This is a genomic window from Kitasatospora sp. NPDC089509 (assembly GCF_044749365.1).
Classification (GTDB): Bacteria; Actinomycetota; Actinomycetes; order Streptomycetales; family Streptomycetaceae; genus Kitasatospora.
Genome location: NZ_JBIVHS010000015.1, coordinates 23406 through 40858, shown reverse-complemented (window position 1 = coordinate 40858; position 17453 = coordinate 23406). Strand labels below are relative to the sequence as shown.

Annotated in this window: 22 protein-coding genes and 2 pseudogenes; 15 read left to right on the top strand and 9 right to left on the bottom strand. The window is 70.6% G+C overall.

The genetic code is table 11. The features are described from left to right. Nucleotides 1-130 precede the first annotated feature (130 nt). From ACIP4P_RS27635 to ACIP4P_RS27605, 7 genes and pseudogenes are all read left to right on the top strand, one after another. Nucleotides 131-892, top strand: coding sequence for a hypothetical protein (locus tag ACIP4P_RS27635; RefSeq protein WP_400922907.1), 762 nt, complete (start codon nucleotides 131-133; stop codon nucleotides 890-892). A gap of 171 nt (nucleotides 893-1063) precedes the next feature. Further along, nucleotides 1064-1681 (top strand): annotated as a pseudogene (locus ACIP4P_RS27630) (trypsin-like peptidase domain-containing protein); the annotation flags it as partial. Nucleotides 1682-1882: 201 nt separating this feature from the next. Next, nucleotides 1883-2611, top strand: a pseudogene (locus ACIP4P_RS27625) (putative Ig domain-containing protein); the annotation flags it as partial. A gap of 165 nt (nucleotides 2612-2776) precedes the next feature. Continuing rightward, a complete protein-coding gene (locus ACIP4P_RS27620; protein WP_400922905.1) occupies nucleotides 2777-3241 on the top strand; it encodes a WXG100 family type VII secretion target in 465 nt (154 codons plus the stop codon). A gap of 10 nt (nucleotides 3242-3251) precedes the next feature. After that, nucleotides 3252-5486, top strand: a complete 2235-nt coding sequence (locus tag ACIP4P_RS27615) for a hypothetical protein (RefSeq protein ID WP_400922903.1) — start codon at nucleotides 3252-3254, stop codon at nucleotides 5484-5486. Then, nucleotides 5479-6195 carry a hypothetical protein gene (locus ACIP4P_RS27610; RefSeq protein WP_400922901.1) on the top strand — a complete coding sequence of 239 codons (717 nt, stop codon included), beginning with the start codon at nucleotides 5479-5481 and terminating at the stop codon, nucleotides 6193-6195. Before ACIP4P_RS27615 ends, ACIP4P_RS27610 begins: the two co-directional genes overlap by 8 nt. Nucleotides 6196-6247: 52 nt before the next feature. Continuing rightward, complete coding sequence (locus ACIP4P_RS27605; RefSeq protein WP_400922899.1) at nucleotides 6248-6922, top strand: HAD family hydrolase; 675 nt, start codon at nucleotides 6248-6250, stop codon at nucleotides 6920-6922. On the opposite strand, the gene ACIP4P_RS27600 is transcribed toward ACIP4P_RS27605, so the two are convergent. After that, nucleotides 6910-7650: an SDR family NAD(P)-dependent oxidoreductase gene (locus ACIP4P_RS27600; RefSeq protein WP_400922897.1), complete on the bottom strand. Its 741-nt coding sequence runs from the start codon at nucleotides 7648-7650 to the stop codon at nucleotides 6910-6912. The two genes, ACIP4P_RS27605 and ACIP4P_RS27600, sit on opposite strands and share 13 nt — an antisense overlap. Nucleotides 7651-7753: 103 nt before the next feature. Here ACIP4P_RS27600 and ACIP4P_RS27595 point away from each other — a divergent pair, with 103 nt between their 5' ends. From ACIP4P_RS27595 to ACIP4P_RS27585, 3 genes are all read left to right on the top strand, one after another. Next, entirely contained in the window at nucleotides 7754-8608 is an 855-nt protein-coding gene (locus ACIP4P_RS27595) for a helix-turn-helix transcriptional regulator (protein ID WP_400922895.1), read from the top strand. 80 nt (nucleotides 8609-8688) lie between these two features. Continuing rightward, complete coding sequence (locus ACIP4P_RS27590; RefSeq protein ID WP_400922893.1) at nucleotides 8689-8928, top strand: hypothetical protein; 240 nt, start codon at nucleotides 8689-8691, stop codon at nucleotides 8926-8928. Nucleotides 8929-8970: 42 nt separating this feature from the next. Next, nucleotides 8971-9861 carry an aminoglycoside phosphotransferase family protein gene (locus ACIP4P_RS27585; protein ID WP_400922891.1) on the top strand — a complete coding sequence of 297 codons (891 nt, stop codon included), beginning with the start codon at nucleotides 8971-8973 and terminating at the stop codon, nucleotides 9859-9861. A gap of 30 nt (nucleotides 9862-9891) precedes the next feature. Here ACIP4P_RS27585 and ACIP4P_RS27580 read toward each other — a convergent pair whose 3' ends face one another. Both ACIP4P_RS27580 and ACIP4P_RS27575 read right to left on the bottom strand, forming a co-directional pair. Further along, entirely contained in the window at nucleotides 9892-10659 is a 768-nt protein-coding gene (locus tag ACIP4P_RS27580; protein WP_400922889.1) for a GNAT family N-acetyltransferase, read from the bottom strand. A 47-nt stretch (nucleotides 10660-10706) separates the two neighbouring features. Next, the gene (locus tag ACIP4P_RS27575; RefSeq protein ID WP_400922887.1) at nucleotides 10707-11495 is read right to left on the bottom strand and encodes a hypothetical protein; all 789 of its coding nucleotides are present in this window, start codon (nucleotides 11493-11495) and stop codon (nucleotides 10707-10709) included. Nucleotides 11496-11566: 71 nt separating this feature from the next. Between ACIP4P_RS27575 and ACIP4P_RS27570 the strand changes: the two genes are divergently transcribed. Next, complete coding sequence (locus ACIP4P_RS27570) at nucleotides 11567-11875, top strand: cupin domain-containing protein (protein ID WP_400922885.1); 309 nt, start codon at nucleotides 11567-11569, stop codon at nucleotides 11873-11875. A gap of 50 nt (nucleotides 11876-11925) precedes the next feature. Here ACIP4P_RS27570 and ACIP4P_RS27565 read toward each other — a convergent pair whose 3' ends face one another. The 3 genes from ACIP4P_RS27565 to ACIP4P_RS27555 are packed head-to-tail and all read right to left on the bottom strand — an operon-like array spanning nucleotide 11926 to nucleotide 13262. Further along, nucleotides 11926-12198, bottom strand: a complete 273-nt coding sequence (locus tag ACIP4P_RS27565) for a DUF397 domain-containing protein (protein ID WP_400922883.1) — start codon at nucleotides 12196-12198, stop codon at nucleotides 11926-11928. An 18-nt stretch (nucleotides 12199-12216) separates the two neighbouring features. Continuing rightward, nucleotides 12217-12417 carry a DUF397 domain-containing protein gene (locus tag ACIP4P_RS27560; RefSeq protein ID WP_400922881.1) on the bottom strand — a complete coding sequence of 67 codons (201 nt, stop codon included), beginning with the start codon at nucleotides 12415-12417 and terminating at the stop codon, nucleotides 12217-12219. After that, nucleotides 12414-13262, bottom strand: a complete 849-nt coding sequence (locus ACIP4P_RS27555; protein WP_400922879.1) for a helix-turn-helix transcriptional regulator — start codon at nucleotides 13260-13262, stop codon at nucleotides 12414-12416. The genes ACIP4P_RS27560 and ACIP4P_RS27555 overlap by 4 nt, the downstream gene beginning before the upstream one ends. A gap of 277 nt (nucleotides 13263-13539) precedes the next feature. Here ACIP4P_RS27555 and ACIP4P_RS27550 point away from each other — a divergent pair, with 277 nt between their 5' ends. Genes ACIP4P_RS27550 through ACIP4P_RS27540 form a run of 3 tightly spaced genes read left to right on the top strand, consistent with a single transcriptional unit; the run spans nucleotide 13540 to nucleotide 14323 of the window. Further along, nucleotides 13540-13911, top strand: a complete 372-nt coding sequence (locus ACIP4P_RS27550; protein WP_400922877.1) for an ATP-binding protein — start codon at nucleotides 13540-13542, stop codon at nucleotides 13909-13911. Continuing rightward, a complete protein-coding gene (locus ACIP4P_RS27545; protein ID WP_400922875.1) occupies nucleotides 13908-14183 on the top strand; it encodes a hypothetical protein in 276 nt (91 codons plus the stop codon). Before ACIP4P_RS27550 ends, ACIP4P_RS27545 begins: the two co-directional genes overlap by 4 nt. Continuing rightward, nucleotides 14171-14323 (top strand): hypothetical protein, encoded by a 153-nt coding sequence (locus ACIP4P_RS27540; protein ID WP_350518012.1) that lies wholly within the window; start codon nucleotides 14171-14173, stop codon nucleotides 14321-14323. The genes ACIP4P_RS27545 and ACIP4P_RS27540 overlap by 13 nt, the downstream gene beginning before the upstream one ends. 44 nt (nucleotides 14324-14367) lie before the next feature. Here the strand turns inward: ACIP4P_RS27540 and ACIP4P_RS27535 are convergent, their stop codons facing one another. From ACIP4P_RS27535 to ACIP4P_RS27525, 3 genes are all read right to left on the bottom strand, one after another. Then, entirely contained in the window at nucleotides 14368-14595 is a 228-nt protein-coding gene (locus ACIP4P_RS27535; protein ID WP_400922873.1) for a hypothetical protein, read from the bottom strand. Further along, nucleotides 14592-15476: a hypothetical protein gene (locus tag ACIP4P_RS27530; protein ID WP_400922871.1), complete on the bottom strand. Its 885-nt coding sequence runs from the start codon at nucleotides 15474-15476 to the stop codon at nucleotides 14592-14594. The genes ACIP4P_RS27535 and ACIP4P_RS27530 overlap by 4 nt, the downstream gene beginning before the upstream one ends. A gap of 211 nt (nucleotides 15477-15687) precedes the next feature. Then, entirely contained in the window at nucleotides 15688-16440 is a 753-nt protein-coding gene (locus tag ACIP4P_RS27525; RefSeq protein ID WP_400922870.1) for an SMI1/KNR4 family protein, read from the bottom strand. A gap of 53 nt (nucleotides 16441-16493) precedes the next feature. Between ACIP4P_RS27525 and ACIP4P_RS27520 the strand changes: the two genes are divergently transcribed. Then, nucleotides 16494-17318, top strand: a complete 825-nt coding sequence (locus ACIP4P_RS27520) for a methyltransferase domain-containing protein (RefSeq protein WP_400922868.1) — start codon at nucleotides 16494-16496, stop codon at nucleotides 17316-17318. Nucleotides 17319-17453 lie beyond the last annotated feature (135 nt).

Sequence of the window (17453 nt, the reverse complement as noted above, 5' to 3'; positions counted from 1 at the left end):
ATCCGTACTGGCCGTCGGTGCGGCGCTGCTGCTCGTGTCGTGCTCGGGCGGGGGTGGCGGTGGTACGGCGGCGCCGAGCGCAACGCCGACCCCGACCCCGTCGCCGTTCGGTTCGGTGCTGGGCCAGGCCATGGAGTCGATCGACACGGGCCTGGGCAAGGTGTCCGCGGCCAAGGACATGGGTGAACTCGACCGCGCGCTCGGCGTCGTCGAGGCCGGTACCGGTCGTGCCGTCCGGGACCTGAACGCCGCCACCGCGCCCGGCGAGGCCGTGGCCGGGCGCACCGACCTGGTGAACGCGCTGACGACGCTCTCCACCGACGCTTCGGCGGTTCGTGCGGACGTCAAGGCCAAGAAGCTCTGTGCCCTGGCGGTCGGCCAGGGGCGGCTCGGCGCGGGGCAGGGGATGACGGGCGTCACGGCGGCCCTCGCCAAGCTGAAGGAGGCCGGGGTCCCGGTCAACGCCACCGTTCCGCAGCTCCCCAAGCTGCCCGCGCAGCCGCGGACGCTGGAGAACGGCACCATGGTCCGGGACGGCGGCAAGGGCGGCCAGGGCACGCTGGAGGTCACCAACAACGCCACGACGGACCTGGTCTTCACCATCGCCCGGAACGGCACCTCGCTGGCCTCGGTGTTCGCGGCCAAGGGGCAGGTGGCGACCGTCAAGGGCGTCCAGGACGGCTCGTACGACTTCTACTACACCACCGGCGTCGACTGGGACCCGGACGCGCGGCAGTTCACCCAGAACTGTGACTTCGTCAAGTTCCAGGACAAGCACGACTTCACGCCGGAGGACGGCGGGACGCTGTGGAAGATCACCATTCATCCTCAGGACGGCAAGGGGACTGCCAAGACCGAGGGGCAGAATGTGAACTCGGCGCCGCAGCCGTAGCCCGTAACGGGCATACCAGGACAAGGGATTGCCATCTCATGGCACAACAGGGGCCTGACAGTGGCGAGTTGTGCAGGAACCGTTGACCTCTTGAAGTGACCATGGCACTTTCGTGCGGGCGCGGGCCCCGACGACCAGTCGGGTCGCCCGCGATCCCCCACAAGGAGAGCCATGTTCAAGAGACTTGTCGCGATGGCCGGTACCGGTGCGGTCGTCGCGAGCGGGCTGGTCTTCGCCGCCGCCCCCGCGCACGCCGTCCAGGCCGCCGACCTCACGTCGACCATCGCCCTCGACGACTGCTCGGCCTCGCTGGTCCGCTTCCCCTCCTCGGTGGCCGGCGACCGGGCCATGATGCTCACCAACGGGCACTGCCTGCCCACCATGCCCCCGTACGGCCAGGTCATCCAGAACGTCGCCGCCAGCCGCAGCGGCACCCTGCTGGACGGCGCGGGCAACGCCCTCGGCACCGTCCAGGCCGACCAGGTGATCTACGCGACGATGACCGGCACCGACGTCACCCTCTACCGCCTCACCGACACCTTCGCGTCGATCAGCTCCAAGTACGGCGCCACCGCGCTGACCGTCAGCGACACCCACCCGGCCGACGGCTCCTCGATGTACATCCCGTCCTCGTACTGGAAGCAGGTCTGGAACTGCTCCGTCAACGGATTCGTGCCCACCCTGCGCGAGGACCAGTGGACCTGGCACGACTCGCTGCGCTACAGCTCCGGCTGCAACACCACGCACGGCACCTCCGGTTCGCCGATCATCGACTCCGCGAGCGGGCGGATCGTCGGCATCAACAACACCGGTAACGACAACGGCGAGATGTGCACCCTCGACAACCCGTGCGAGGTCGCCGCCGACGGCTCCACCAAGGCCTTCAAGGGCCAGAGTTACGGTGAGGAGACCTACTGGTTCACCACCTGCCTGAACTCCTCCCGGGCCGTCGACCTCACCGTCCCCGGCTGCCTGCTCACCAAGCCGGCCGGCGCCGCCGTCACCGTCGCCAGCCCCGGCGACCAGTCCACCGCGGTGGGCGGCGCGGTCGGCCTGCAGATCAACGCCTCGGGCGGGACGGCCCCGCTGACCTACGCGGCCGGCGGGCTGCCGGCCGGCCTGTCGATCAACTCCTCGACCGGCCGGATCTCCGGCTCGCCGACCGCGGCGGGCAGCTCCACCGTCACCGTGACCGTCACCGACTCGGCGGGCAAGTCCGCGACGACCAGCTTCGGTTGGGCGGTCACCGGTGGTGGTGGCGGTTCCTGCACCCCGGCGCAGCTGCTGGGCAACCCGGGCTTCGAGACGGGTACGGCGTCGCCGTGGACGGCGTCGTCCGGTGTGATCGACAACAGCTCCTCGGAGCCGGCCCACGGCGGTAGTTGGAAGGCGTACCTGGACGGTTACGGCAGTGCCCACACGGACACGCTGTCCCAGACGGTGACCATCCCGGCGGGCTGCAAGGCGACGCTGAGCTTCTGGCTGCACATCGACACCGCGGAGACGGGTTCGACGGCGTACGACAAGCTGACCGTCGCGGTGAACGGGACCACGCTGAAGACCTACTCCAACGTGGACGCCGCGGCCGGTTACCAGCAGCGCACCTTCGACCTGTCGGCGTACGCGGGCCAGAGCGTCACCCTGAAGTTCACCGGCACCGAGGACGCCTCGCTGCAGACCAGCTTCGTGATCGACGACACCTCCATCCAGACCGGCTGACACCCGGTCGGTAGGAAGGGCCCGGCGGCTGAGTCCGTCGGGCCCTGGCGCTTACTCAGGTTTTGCTCAAGTTTTCTACACGGCAACGACCGATGGTTAGGCTGCGCACTGGGTCGAACGAAAGAACGATCTGTCGGTGGGGACACACAGTTTGGGCGGGGACGAGTGACTGACCTGGATTTCGAGCGCAAGGTGAATCCGTGGCTCTTCGACAAATCGGGGAACCTGACGGAGGACGCGAAGAAACGGTTCCCCGACCTCGCCGCCGCAGCCTCGGGCGCGGCGGCCCCGGGGTGGGCACCGCCACCGGTGGCCGCGGCGGCGCCCGGCCAGTCGACGGTGAGGGTGAGCCCGGACGCGCTGCGCAAGGCCGGGACCAACGCGGGCACCCTGCACACCGACTTCGACAAGGCCACCAAGGACGTGTGGAAGGACCTCCAGAGCAGTCTCCAGGGCATGTCCAAGGACTGGGCGATCGTGGGGGCGGTCCAGGCCGCGCACGAGCTGTGGCAGGCGCAGGCGCAGGCGACCAGCCAGGCCATAGCGGACATCTCCACCGGTCTGACCAGCAACGCCGACCAGTATGAGCGCGCCGATCAGGTGAACGCCCAGAATTTGAAGACGAACTGAGGCCGGTGACATGAGTACCTACTCCGACCTGCGCCAGGAGACGTTCAAAGGCATCGACACCCTGGCCTCGGCCTTCGAGTCGCTGACCCGCGACTGGAAGCTCTCCTCCGAGTTCACCGGCGACATCCTCACGCCGCTTCAGGGGTCGAACTGGCGGGGCGACGCAGCCGAACGGGCCGCCGCCACCATCACCAAGACCCGCAACGAGCTCGACGCGGCCTTCGAGGAGGCCAGCGCGATCGGCAAGGCCCTGCGCGACGCCCATACCGAACTCGCCGCCGCCCGAGCCGATCTGGACGCGGCGCTCAAGCGGGCCGCCGACCACTCCCTGACCGTGGACGCGGACGGTGCCAACATCAGCTGGCCCGCGCCGACGAGCGACGCCGACAAGCACGACCCGACCTACGCCACCACCTACAAGGCACTGGCCCAGTCGGTGGGGCAGGACATCGCGAAGGCCGTGGCCCGCGCGAAGGCGGCCGACACCGCAGCCGCCGCGGCGCTCGGCGGTGCCACCGGGAAGAGCCGGACCGCGTTCCAGCCGTCGACGGGACCGGAGGAGCAGGGCAAGAAGGCGGCCGACCTCCTGAAGCTGGCCGGGAACCTCTCCGACGCCCAACTCGACGAGCTCAACAAGACCCTGAAGGCCAACGCCAACAACCCGCAGTTCACCACCGCCTTCTACGGGCGGCTCGGGCCGGACGGCTTCCTCAAGTACTACGGCCAGTTGGCCGCCGCCTCGGCCGACAAGGGTGGCAACAGGCCACAGGCCATCACCGACCTCCAGAAGAACCTCGGCACGGCACTGGCCAGCGCCACCGACAGCCACAACTTCCCGCACCTGTCCGACGAGTGGGAGGCCGGGCTGCGCAAGGCTGGGGCGACCCGGGTGGACATCCTGCCGGATGGCAAGCGGGCCGGTGGCAGCGTGCAGCCGTACGGCTACCAGATCCTGGCGAACATCCTGCGGAACGGGACCTACGACGCGCACTTCCTCAACCCGGTCGCCGAACACGTCACCCAGCTCAGTGAGATGCCGGGCTTCTTCACCACGACGCCCTGGATCGGTGCAGACCTGGACCGGATGAAGCTGCTGCAAGGTCCCCAGACGGGCGGCTTCAACCCGATGGCAGGCGTGCTGGATGCGCTCGGGCACAATCCCGAGGCCGCGACCAAGTTCTTCAGCGACGACAAGACGGCGTACAACCTCGACGGGTCGGTCAGGGCATACCACCAGCCGAACGACTACCTCACGGCGCTGACTGCGGGGGGTGACCAGTCGCCGCTCCAGGACATCGTGAAGGGGAACGACTACATCCCCAGCGGCCACCCGGAGTCGCCCGGTGTCCTCGCCCTCGGTCACGCGCTGGAGGCGGCCACCACCGGACGCGCCTTCGACGCTCAGGACGCGCCGCTGCCGCAGCACACACCCGAGATGGCGAAGCTGATGCACGATGTGGTCGACCGTTTCGGGAGCGGCGAAGGTCCCAAGCTGCTCCGCAAGGGGGCTGACTTCGCGGACCTCGCGCCCAGCTTGGGCCATCTGACGGCCGCCTACATGGGTGATGTGCACGTGGCGCTGAACCCGGAGGACGGCGCGCTGACGACCTATGGCGCGCCGGCGAAGCTCAATCAGGGGAACGCCGAGAAGCTGTTGGGGGCCCTGGGCCGCAACCCGGACGCCTTCGGCGCCATCGCCCAGGCCCAGCAGGCCTATACGACGGCGCGTATCCAGGACGTGATGCTTCACCGCGACGCCTACGGTCCTGAGTTCGACCTGGCCGTGACCAACGCGGCACACTCCGGCGGCGAGGTGGCCGGATATCTCACCGCAGGCCGGACCGCCGGGTTGGTGGACGAGATGAAGGGTCAGGCGAAGGCGTACAACGACTCCATCGGCCAGAACGCCATGTGGGGGAAAGCGCTTTGGGCTGTGACCGGCGGCAGGGTGGCGGGGGATCTACCTGGTGTCGGCAAGGGTCTTTCGCTGCCGGTGAACTACTTCATCGATCAGGTGGCGTCGAGCTACTACATCGATCCGAACACCGCTGACCCGGCCACGCGTGCGGATGACGAGGGCTTCAATGCGGCTGCCGCGTCCGCCAAGAAGACGGTGGAACAGGCCGCGCAGGGAACAGGGTTGAATCAGGAGCGGATCCAAGCACTGGCCACGGGCGCCGCGAAGGGCGTGCTGGCCGGCGGTACGTACGCCGCCGGCCGCTTCGGACGGGCCGTCAATGGCTGACAGCAAGTGGAACGGGCGGCGGTGGCGGCGGGTCGGGATGGCCGTGCTCGCGATCGGGGTGCTGGCGGGGGCTTGGCCGGCCTGGCAGGAGTGGCGGCCCGACTCCTTCGCCGCGGTGCCCTCGGTCTCGTGCTTCGGAACGCTGGACGAGCAGACGCTGCGTGCGTTCGTGGTGGACAACGAGGACGTCACGGCGACGCAGAGGCCACTGCGGACGGTTCACCAGGACGACTTCGCGGTGATGGGTGCCTGTAGGGGTATGCAGGGCGAACACCAACTCGTCAGCGCGGTCGTGAAGCAGGACAAGGGCTACCCCGAGCCCCCGTCGACGGACGGTCTCACGCCGAAGCAAATGCCCTCACTGCTTCTGCAATCGGTTTCCCTTCCCCGCGATCAGGATGGCGGCGGGAACTTCACCAGCGAGGGCACCAGGGTCTACTTCCGCTGCTGGACCCGGCCTCACGAGGCCGACCACTTCTCGGTCCCGTACTTCGTGGACGTCGGCGTCTTCGGTCGGGCCGCCGGTTATGGCCAGGATCAAGGGCAGTTGACGTCCAATCAGCGTCGACTGCTGGCCGACTCGGCCTTGAAGCTGGCCGAGGTGGCGTCCAGGGAACTTCGTTGCGACGCCGGGATCCAGCTTCCGGCCGAGCCGCCGGCGGATTCCTACGGTCCCGCGATGACCGACTGGATGAGGTCGGTGCAATGAGTGGATCCCCTGTCCCGGACCGACCGACCGGGGCGGGTCCTATGCTGATCGGATGACCACCCCCATAGACCTGGTGATATTCGACTGCGACGGCGTCCTCGTGGACAGCGAGATCATCGCCGTCCGCGTCCTCGTCCAACTCGGGGCGGAGTTCGGCTGGCCGCTGACCGAGGCCGAGGTGGTCGAGCGGTTCGTCGGGCGGTCGGAGGCGGCCAATCACGCGATGGTGGCCGAGCGGCTCGGTGAGGAGGTCGCGACGCTCTTCGACAAGCGCTTCCGCGCGCTGCACGCCGAGGCCGTGGACGCCGGGCTGACGCCGGTGGACGGGGTGGTGGAGGCACTGGACGCGTTGGCCGCGCTCACGCTGCCGACCTGTGTGGCGTCCAGTGGCGGGCACGAGAAGATGCGGCACACGCTGGGCCGGACCGGGCTGTACGGGCGGTTCGAGGGGCGGATCTTCAGCGCGACCGAGGTCGGGCGCGGCAAGCCCGCGCCCGACCTGTTCCTGCACGCCGCGCGCCGCATGGGCGTCGAGCCGGCCCGCTGCCTCGTGGTGGAGGACAGCGGGCCGGGTGTGCTGGCCGCCCGGGCCGCCGGGATGCGGGCGCTCGGCTACGCGGGCGGGGTGACGGCGGCGGAGCGGCTGGCCGGGCCGGGCACGGTCGTCTTCGACGACATGCGGCGGCTGCCGGGGCTGGTCGCCGCGAGTGCCGGCTACCAGGGGTAGCGGCCGCCCTCCGCGTGGAAGAACTGGCCGGTCGGTACGGTCAGCGCCTCGTCGAGCTGGCGGGCGATCCGGCGGCCGCCCTCCTCGACGTCGGCGGGGCCGGAGTGGTGGTTGAGGTCGGTGGCGCAGTGGCCGGGTTCGAGGGAGTGCACCTTGATGCCGTCGGCGCGCAGGGTGCGGGCGTAGACCATGGTGACGGCGTTGAGCGCGGACTTGGACGTGTTGTAGCCGAGCAGGGCCGCGTACTCGGCGGCCGGGGTGTCCGGGTCGGCGAGCACGGAGGAGCTGCCGAGGCCGCTGGAGACGTTGCCGATCAGTGCGGCGGGGGACTTGCGCAGCAGCGGCAGCATCGCGTTGATGACGGTGACGGCGCCGAACACGTTGGTCTCGTAGGTCGCGCGCAGGTCGTCCAGGGGCAGGGTCTCCGGGGTGTGGCCGAAGTCCCGGGTGATGCCCGCGTTGTTGACCAGGGTGTCCAGCCGGCCGTATTCGGCGGCGACGAGCGCGGCCGCGGCGGCGACGGTGGCCGGGTCGGTGACGTCCAGGCGGACGTAGCGGGCGTCGAGGCCCTGGGCGGTCAGTCCGGCGGCGGCCTCGGTGCCGCGTCGGGGGTCGCGGGCGCCGATCAGCACAGTGTGTCCGGCGCGGGCGAGTTCGCGGGCGGTGGCGAGGCCGATGCCCTTGTTGGCGCCGGTGATCAGGGCGATGCGGTGGTCTTCGTTGGTCATGGGGGCAACTGTGGTCGGGCGGCGCCGGGTGCGGGAGGGCACTGTCGAGGGTGGTACCGGCGATGCCATGGTCACGCTGCGGCGGTCGGGCGAGACTTGGGGGGTGGAACACGTGGACCGGGCGGAGCTGGCCGCCTTCCTGCGGCGCTGGCGCGCCCGCATCCAGCCCGCCGACGTCGGCCTGCCGGCGGGCGGGCGGCGCCGCACCCCGGGCCTGCGCCGCCAGGAGGTGGCGCAGCTGGCGGGCATGTCGGTGGAGTACTACATCCGGCTCGAACAGGGCCGGGGACCGCGTCCGTCCCGGCAGATGATCGGCGCGATCGGCCGGGCGCTTCGGCTGTCCGAGGACGAGACCGCGCACCTGCACCACCTGGTGGGCGAGCCGCCGTTGCCGCCGAGCGCGCTGCCGCGTGACGTGCGGCCCGGCGTGCTGCACCTGCTCGACCGGCTGGACGACACCCCGGCGATGGTCTGCAGCGCCGCCCGCGACATCCTCGCCTGGAACGCGATGGCGGCCGCGCTGCTCGGCGACTTCTCCGCGCTGCCGCCCGGTGAGCGCAACTTCGTCTGGCGGTTCTTCACCGACCCGGCGGCCCGCGACCTCCACCACCCCGCCGACCACGACCTGTTCGCCCGCGGGGCGGTCGCAGATCTGCGCTCGGCCGCCGCCCGCTACCCCGCCGACAGCGGCGTGCGCCGGCTGGTGGACCGGCTGCTCGCCACCAGTGCGGAGTTCCGCGAGCTGTGGGCGCGGCAGGACGTGGAGATGCGGCGCTCGACCACCAAGCGCCTGGTGCATCCGGTGGTCGGCCCGCTGGAGTTGGACTGCGAGGCGCTGCACGACCCGCACCGGGACCAGTGGACGGTCTTCTACACGGCCGCGCCCGGCACGTCCTCGCACTCGGCGCTGAAGCTGCTCAGGGTGGTGGGGAGCCAGGACCTCGCGGTGCGGGGGTGAGCGGGCCGGGCCGCGCCCCGTGATCCGCCTGCCCGGGCTATATTGAACACGTTCAAACACGGCCCGGGGTGGGGGGACGCATGGATGTCGTGGCGCGTGTGGTGATCACCTGGATGGCGACCTGGGCGGTGCTCCTGGTGGCGCCGTTCCTGCTGGCACTGGTGCTTCCGGGCTGGTGGCAGGACCATGATCGCAGTCGGGCCCTCTGGCTCCTGTGGCTGCTGGCCGCGTTCGTCGGACCGGTCGTGACCTGTGTCCTCAACCGCCGGTGGATCCGCACCGGGGTGTGGCGGGCGGGCGCCGGCCCGGGCCGCCGATAATTGGTTTGCCGGGACCGGTGGACGCTGGCAGGGTCGGGCGTCATGGCCGGGAAGATGCACGTGGACGAACTGGACATCGACGAGGCGCTGGTACGGCGGATGGTCGCCGGGCAGTTCCCGCAGTGGGCCGACCTGCCGGTCGAGGCGGTGGACTCGGCCGGGACCAGCAATGCGATGTACCGGCTGGGCGCCGACCTGGTGATCCGGATCCCGCGCATCCCCGGGGCGGTCGAGGACATCGAGAAGGAGGAGGCCTGGCTGCACCGGCTGGCCCCCGAACTCCCCTTCGCCGTACCGGTTCCGGTGGGGCTGGGGAAGCCGGTCGACGGGTGCCCGTGGCCGTGGTCGGTGCTGCGGTGGCTGGCGGGCGTCAATCCGGTGGCCGGGTCGGTGCGCCAACCGGCGCTGCTGGCCGCCGACTTGGCGGCCTTCGTAACCGCGATGCACCGGGTCGACCCGGCCGGCGGCCCGGCCTCCTACCGCAGCGCGTCGCTGGCGTCGCGGGACGCGGCGGTCCGGCGGGCGCTCTCCGGGCTGGCAGGGGAGGTGGACGTGGCTGCCGTAACGTCCCTGTGGAAAACGGCACTTGGTGCTGCCGACCACCCCGGCCCGCCGGTCTGGATCCACGCCGACCTCCAGCCCGGCAACCTGCTGGTGGACGCCGACGGGCGGCTCGGCGCCGTCATCGACTTCGGCTGCATGGGCCTCGGCGACCCGGCCGTGGACCTGATCACCGCCTGGTACGTGCTCCCCGCCCCGGTGCGCGCGGCCTTCCGGACGGCCGTCGCCGCCGACGACGCGGCCTGGGACCGGGGGCGCGGCTGGGCGCTGTCCGTCGCGCTGATGGAGCTGGACTACTACCGGGACAGCAACCCTCGGATGGTGCGCACCGCCCGGCACGTGGTCGGCGAGCTGCTCGCCGACCACGCCTGAGTCCTACGGCTCCTACGGCTCCTACGGCTCCTACGGGGACACGACCTGGGCCACGCCGAACAGCCGCCTGGCCATGCCCAGTCGCTCGTAGGCGGCGATCGCAGCCTGGTTGTCCTCGTGCACCATCAGCGCGGCGCGCCCGTGCCGGCGCATCAGAGTGTCGAGGACGAAGCCGCAGACGGCCTGCGCCAGCCCGCGCCCGCGGGTGTCCGGGTGCACGCACACGCCGGCCAGGAACCCGCAGTCCGCGGCCGACCACGCGTCGGCCGCCACGGCCAGGGGCTCGGGCTGGGCGCCGTCCCCGAGGGGGCCGACGATCCCGGCCCAGCGGTGCGGGCCGCCGTCGTCCGGTTGCGCGTACGAGTCGGGGAAGAAGCGGTCGAACAGCGAGGTCGCCTCCTTCACCTGCACGTCGTCCAGCCACCGCACCCCGGGGGAGGGGGAGCCGGGGGGCGGGGTCGAGGTCTCCATCCAGTAGAACTCGGCGACCGGGGCGAGGCCGGGGCTCGCGCCGGTCACGGCCTCGATCAGCGGGGCCGGGCCGACGGGGCGGTACGTCGGCCCGAGGTCCGCCAGGACGTGCCGCACCAGGTGGGTGACGTCGGCCGGGGCACCGTCGACCGCCAGCCGGTCCCGCTGGGAGAGGTCGGGGCTCGCCACCGCCAGGGCCGTCCCGTGCCGCCAGGCCCGCACCCCCGGACCGAGCCGACCGTCGTGCTGACCCTGCGCGGCCCAGAGGAGGTGGGCGCCTCCGGCTGCGGCGTCCCGGACGTCTTCGAGGCGTACAAGTTCTTCCATGCGCCTCTACCTATCAACCAATGTGATCATGCGCAGTGATCCAGCCCTCACCCGAGGTCTGTGGGAAGCCGCCACTCCCACGGGAACAGGTCCCCCGCCCACTCGGGGCCGGTGGCCGCCGCGGGGGCGCGCAGGAAGGTGCGGTGGCGGAGCAGTTCGCGGCGTTCGGCGGGGGTGAGCAGGCGCTCCTCGGGGGCCAGGTTGGCGGGGTGGTCCGGGTGGAGGTCGGGGCGGCCGTCGATCGGGGTGGACTCGGCGGCGTTGAGCAGGTCGCCGTCGGGGGTGCGGTAGTCGAGGCGGAAGTCGGTGCGCCACTGGGAGTTGTTGCCCCAGCCCTGGGAGAGATCGCGGGTGGGGCGGTGGGCGCGGCGGTGGGTCCAGTAGAGCGGCCAGCGGTCGGCGACCCCGCGCTCGGCGTGGGCGACGCCCGCCCGGACCCGGACGCCGGCCCGGCTGAACAGCAACTCGCCGAGCATCAGGCCGGGCCAGTGGTGGTCGAGGATCTCGATGGGGGAGTGGGGGTCCTCGGCTTGTTCGACCTCGACGATCTCGTGCAGGAAGGGGTCGAAGGAGCGGTCGTCGAAGGCCGTCATGCCGAGCGCGGCGAACAGGCTCAGGTACGGCGGGATTTGGGGATCGAGGAGAAGGTAGTCGCTGACCCGGCTGAGGGCGTAGAGCTCCTCCAGGAGGTCCTGGTCGGCCCAGTGCGGAGTAGCGGCGGTGTGGAGGCGTGCGCGGTAGGCGGAGGTGGAGGGCTGGGCGAGCCAGGGGTCGATGACGGCTTCGTAGGGGCCGTCGGTGTCGAGGAGCGCCTCGTACAGCGCGCGAGCGTTCACCCTGGTGATCCTGGCAGGTTTTGCCAAACGGTCGACCAACGCGACGGCCGGCCCGGGTAGCGTCCCTGGTCATGAGCTTGGTGGACGTGAAGAAGGAAGCGGCCCAACTGCCTGACGCCTGGCGTTCGGTGGTGCTGGGGAGGGTCGGGACGGCGGCCGTGAAGGTGCTGCGGATGGACGGCCGGGAGCTGCCGGAGGAGGAGCACGGAACGGCCGAGGTGCTGTTCGTCGTCGACGGCGTCCTGGAACTGGAGCTGGAAGAGGAGGAGTTGACGGTCGCTGCCGGTGAAGCGTGCCGGATCCCGGCGGGCAAACGCCACGCGGTGCGGGCGGGCAGCAGGGGAACGCTGCTGATCGTGGAGGTCCCCGACGGGGAGTGAACGCGGGCGGCGCCTCGCCCGGGGTCGGGCGAGGCGCCGTGAGATGGTGCTCAGAGGAGTCCGAAGTCGAACTCCCCGGCTGTGACAGCACTGATGAAGGCCGTGTGCGCCGCACGATCGAAGGCCAGAGAGGGGCCGGATGGGTCCTTCGAGTCGCGGATGAGTGAGACCGAGCTGCCCGGGTGGGCGATCTCGACGCAGTTGTCATTGCCGCCACTATGCGACGACGTCTTGAAGGTCGCGGTCTCCACGAGCACGCCGAGTTCGACGCAGTTGCCGGAATCGTTGCTGTGGGACGACTTTCGAAAGACGGCATCAGACACGTGAGGCTCCTTGTGGTGTCAGACGAGCCCGAAGTCGAACTCTCCGGCGGCAACAGCGTTGATGAAGGCCAAGTGGGCCGTGCGGTCGAACTCCAGTATTGGACCGGTGGGGTCCTTTGCGTCGCGTATGAAGCAGCTGGCGCCGCCCGGGGTGGCAACCTCGACGCAGTTGACGTCTCCGCCGCTGTATGTGGATTTCTTGAAGGTCGGTCGAGTCACTTGATCTTGTCTCTCTGTGTGGTGATGAAGGCGAGCGACGAGTCGACGGACATTGCTTCTGCCGTGATTTCCTGGAACTTCGCCCCGCAGAGCTCCACATCGGCTGGATCCTCGACCCACATGCTGCTCACCAGCCCTTCGACCAGGACGACGTCGAGGTCCTTGCGCTCCGGGAACCCCATCAGCGTGAGCGCTCCGCTCATTCCCGGGTGGACCGCCGCACCGATCGGCATGACCTGGATGTTGATGTTGGGCAGGCGGCTGAGCGTCAAGAGCCTGTCCAATTGCGGGGCCATGATTTCCGGGCGGTTGGCGTTCGAGCAGAGCGCTGCCTCATTGATGACCGCCCATACCTGTACGGGATTCGGGCGTGTCAGGATGGATTGGCGTGCCATCCGAACCTGAACCAGATCCTCGACTGAACCGCCGGAGTCGATGCGAAGCCGGTCGATGACGATGCGCGCGTAGTCGGGGGTTTGGAAGAGTCCTGGAATGAAGGCCGGCTCGTAAGTCCGATAGGTGGTCGCGTCGGCTTCCAGGAGGATCAGGTCGGTCGCGGTGGAGTTGATGACATCGCGATAGCTCAGCCACCAGCCGCGTTTGTTCCCGTCCTTGGTGATGGCGATCAGCCCGGCCCGGTAGTCCTCGTCGTCGCAACCGTAGTAGTCGAGGAGCTTGTTGACGTCCTCGACCTTGGCAGCCGTGTGAGCGGTCTCAATCCGAGTGAGCTTGGCCTGGCTCATCCCGGTGGCCTCCGCGACTGTCTCTGCGGTGAGCTTCCGCTCCTCGCGCAGCTTCCGCAGTACGCCACCAAGCCTCCGCCGACGAACGGTCGAGACTGCCATCTTGTCCCCTCCTGAGCTGTCAGTTGACCAGTCTGCCCACGCAAGCTGCGGCCGCGCTACCGACAACGGGCAGTCTCAGCCGCCGAATTCAGGTTCGATTTGCAAATTTGCGACTATTGGCGAGTGAGTTGCGTCGACTGCCGCACGGGCTCCATGCTGAGCGTAGTGGGCCGCATGCGCTGCGTATGCGGCGGCCCTGTGGTCTCGCCGTTGCCTGAGGCGTGCCTGCCGGCATGCGGCGATGAGTGATCCATTTCGCCCCCGCGGAGGTTCCTTCGTGTTCTCCCTCGACATCCCCCCTGACTGGTCGGCCGCGCGCGAGGAGCTGCGCGAGGCCACCTCGCGCGCCCGGTGGAAGCCCGACCTCGTCCCCGACGCCGAGCTCGCCCTCCTCGAACTCTTCGTCAACGCCTGGCGGCACGGCGGCTGTGCGGCGCCCATCGTGGTCGTCCTGATCCTCGGAGACGTCCTCCGCGTCTCCGTCAGCGACCAGAACCCGCTGTTCCCCACCCCGCGCGGTGACTCCGACCCCTACGCCCTCTCCGGCCGGGGCCTGCACCTCGTCCGATCGCTCACCCACCGCTTCGGCACGGAGCCCCGTAAGACCGGGGGCAAATCCGTCTGGTTCGAGCTGGACGCCGCCGCGTGAGCGCTGACGACCGCAGCCCTCGCGGCCCGATCGAGCCCGGCGACCCGCTGATGCGCACCTACACCGAGCTCGAAATCACCTACCTGCTCGCCGAGCTCGCCGAGCGTGGCCGCAACTTCGGCCTCCTCTGGCCCTCGGCCACCACCGACAGCGTCGTGGACGGCCGCGTCCTCGTGCGCTTCGGCAACGCCCCGGCGAGCACCGTGATCAACCTCCTCGCCCTCCTCCGCTCCCACGACAAGACCGAGGACGACACCCCGTGCGACTCCTGATCGGCCTCGCCCTGCTCACCCTCCTGCTCCTCGCCATCGCCGTCGTCGCCCTCGGCGCGCTCGCCGTCCTGCGGATGCCCCACCGCCCGGACGACACCACCGTGACCGCCCCCACCCGCGACCGCGAACCGGTGGCCTGACCCCTTGCCCCTCCCCACGCCGCCCGGTCGGACCCGCCGGGCGGCTACCGGTCGATCTCGTCCACCTTCCTTGCAACTGAGGGCAGTTGGGGATGGCCGGGGCGCTGAAGAGTCGCCGCGATGGTCCGGGCCACCTCGGCGCGCTGGCGGGGAGTGCAGCCGGTCATCAGGCGTTCCAGGCGACGGAGCACGAGGACGTCACGCCAAGCCCGGATCGCTCCGCTCACCACGCCGCACAGCAGGGCGCCGGCCAGGGCAAGGGTGGGGGTCATCGGACGGCCTCCGCCCGGTCCGAGGTGGGGGCGTCCGGAGAGTCCTCGTGATCGCAGAGACCGTGTCGCCTCAGCACGACCGTTCGGCCACCGATCATGGCGGTCGCCGAGGCCCGGTAGAACTCGGCCGCGTGTGCCACGGCGAGCCCGTCGGCCAGGCCGTCGGCCAAACCGTGGGCCAGCAGAGCGGCGAGGAGCGCCTCCACGCTGTCGCCGCAGCACCATTCGATCACCAGGTCGACGACGTCGTGCGTGTAGCAGTTGGCCACGCCGTGGGCGGCGGCGGCCCGGTTCAGCAGGGTCGGACGGCGCAGGAGCCGGCTCCACAACAGATCGCGGACATCCGAGGCGTCGGGTCGGTCCCAGCTGCTGGCGTGGGCGACTTCGCTCTGGAGGGCCACCAGAACGATCTCGTCCGGCAGTTCGTCCGGCACCCAGAGCGGTGCACCGTCAGCTCGGACCAGAGTGATGCGGGCGGGGAAGATCGCGCTCTCGATGACGAGCCGCCCGTCTCGGGCGGACCATCGCACGCCGGGGACTCCCTCGACCGCGCGGCGGGCACCCGTCCAGCCGGCCAGTAGTTCACCCACCGCCTCGTCTGCCATCTCCGGGTGAAGATGCAGTGTGAGCCCGTCTCCGTCGTGCGTCGCGAAGAGAACCCCCAGCATGGCCCCGTCGCGCTGACGATCGCGGAACGCATTGGCGAGCACGCCCACCACCATGGCTTCGAAGCGCCGTTGGGCATGGGTGGTGGCGTCGGGGGCCGGGTATTTTACGAAGACCCTTACCTGGCGCGCGAGTTCACGAGACCGCCAAAGCGGTAGGCCGGTCAGCCTCTGGATGCGTCTGGCCAGACGAGTGACATTGTCCGAGGTAGACATGCGACTCCAATCCCCCCATGGAGCCGTCCGGCGGCGGCTGGAGAGACAGGTCGACTGTCTGTCGTGTGTATGGAAGAAGAGCGACAACACCTGCGGGCGACTCTCCAGAGCCCTTCGCCCCACCCCGGCTGCCGGTGACCGAGTGCGTGGGCCCGTTGCCACATCAACGCAACCAGCTTACACAGAGCAGCGGTTGGCCCGACAGGAATCCTCAGTGACCGCAGTTCTCCTCGCCCCAGGTGTCGAACCAGCGCAGCCAGATGGGCGTCTCCTTGCCGACCCGCCGCCGTCGGCGGTCGGCCTCCTGCTGTTCCGGGGTGATCAACCGCTCCTCGTGGCGCAGCCAGTCGAGGTACCAGTCGGTGAAGCCCGCCGGCCGGCCCTCGTCCGTCAGCAGTGGGTTGAGGCGGTCGCAGGTCGGTCGTCCGTCGAACCACATCTCGCCGCGGTGCGGGCCGGTGACGATCAGCAGCGCGGAGAAGTTGTGGCCGTGGCCCTTGAGGAACATGGCACCGGTGACCCGGTCGCGCTCGGCGGCCTCGGCGGCGTCGGACCAGGCGGCGCGGGCGTCGAGCCAGTCCTCGGTGGTGTCGTGGTCCTCCTCGCGCGGGGCGTTGTCCCAGTGTTCGTCGGCCGCTGCCCATGCGGTGTCGTGATCGGGGAACGGCGTGCCCAGGCGGGTCAGGTCGGTGTCCTCGTCATCCGCCCAGTGCCAGCCGCTCGGCCCCGGCCGCAGTTCCCGGGGGAAGTGCCCGCCCGCGCTGACCTTGAGCAGGAAGTCGCGGTAGTCGGCCGGGAAGGTGATGCCGAACTGCCGTTCCGCCTCGTCGACCTGGGCCTCGGTGAGCGGGGCCGCGAGCGGGGCCGCGAGTGTGGTCGCGGCCGGGTCGTCGTCGTGGGCCGCCCGCTGCTCGTGCAGCGCGAGCAGGCGTTGCCGTACCTGGTCCCAGTTCGTGGTTCGCACGGTCGGTCACGATAACCCCCGGCGCCGACCGTCCTCTCCCTATAGTGGGCGACATGTCCGATCCGCGCCCCCGCCCCACCTCGGCCTTCCATGCGCCCAACGCCGATCCCGCGCTGACCGATCGCCTGGTCGCCGCGCTGGACGCCCAGGCCGCGAACCCCGGAGTGCGGCGGCTGCGGGCGTGGGCGCACGCGCAGGTGGCCGCGCGTCCTGGTGAGCGGGCGTTGGACGTCGGGTCCGGCACCGGTTCGGAGACCCGGGTGCTCGCGGCGGCGGTCGGCCCGGCCGGTACCGCGACCGGCCTGGAACCCCACCCCGGCCTGCGCGCCGTCGCCGAGCGGCGAACGGTCGAGGCGGGCGGCACGGCCCGGTTCGTGGACGGTGACGCGCTCGCCCTGCCGCTGCCCGACGGCGGGACGGACCTGGTCTGGTGCGAGCGGGTGCTCCAGCACCTGGACGAACCGGCCCGGGCCGTCGGCGAGTTGGCCCGGGTGTTGAGTCCGGGCGGCCGGGTCGCGTTGCTGGACACGGACTGGGCGACCCTGGTGCTGCACCCGGTCGCCCCGGAGGTGCGGCCCGCGCTGGCCGCCGTCGCCCAGGCCACCGCCGCCACCCCGGACGCGGGGCGCCGTCTGACGGGCTGGCTGTCGGCGGCCGGCCTGACGGTCGACCACGTGGGCGCCGACGTGCTGCTGCAGGATCCGCGCACCGTCGTCTGGCCGATCGTCCGCGGGCTGACCACGGCGGCGCGGGGGCGCGGCCTGATCACGGAGGAGCAGGGCGACCGGCTCCACGCCGACCTGACGGCCGCCGCCGAACAGGGCGCCTTCCACCTGTCGGTGACGATGTTCGCCGCCGTCGCCCACCGTCCGGGCTGAGCGGGCCGCGCCGCCGCCCCGCCGGGTCCGCTGGACCGGGCCGTCAGATGGGTTCGCCTGCACAGGAAGTCGGCCCCGCCGACTTCCTCCGTACCCCTGCACTGTCAGAGCCCGTCACCATACTGATCCCGAAAA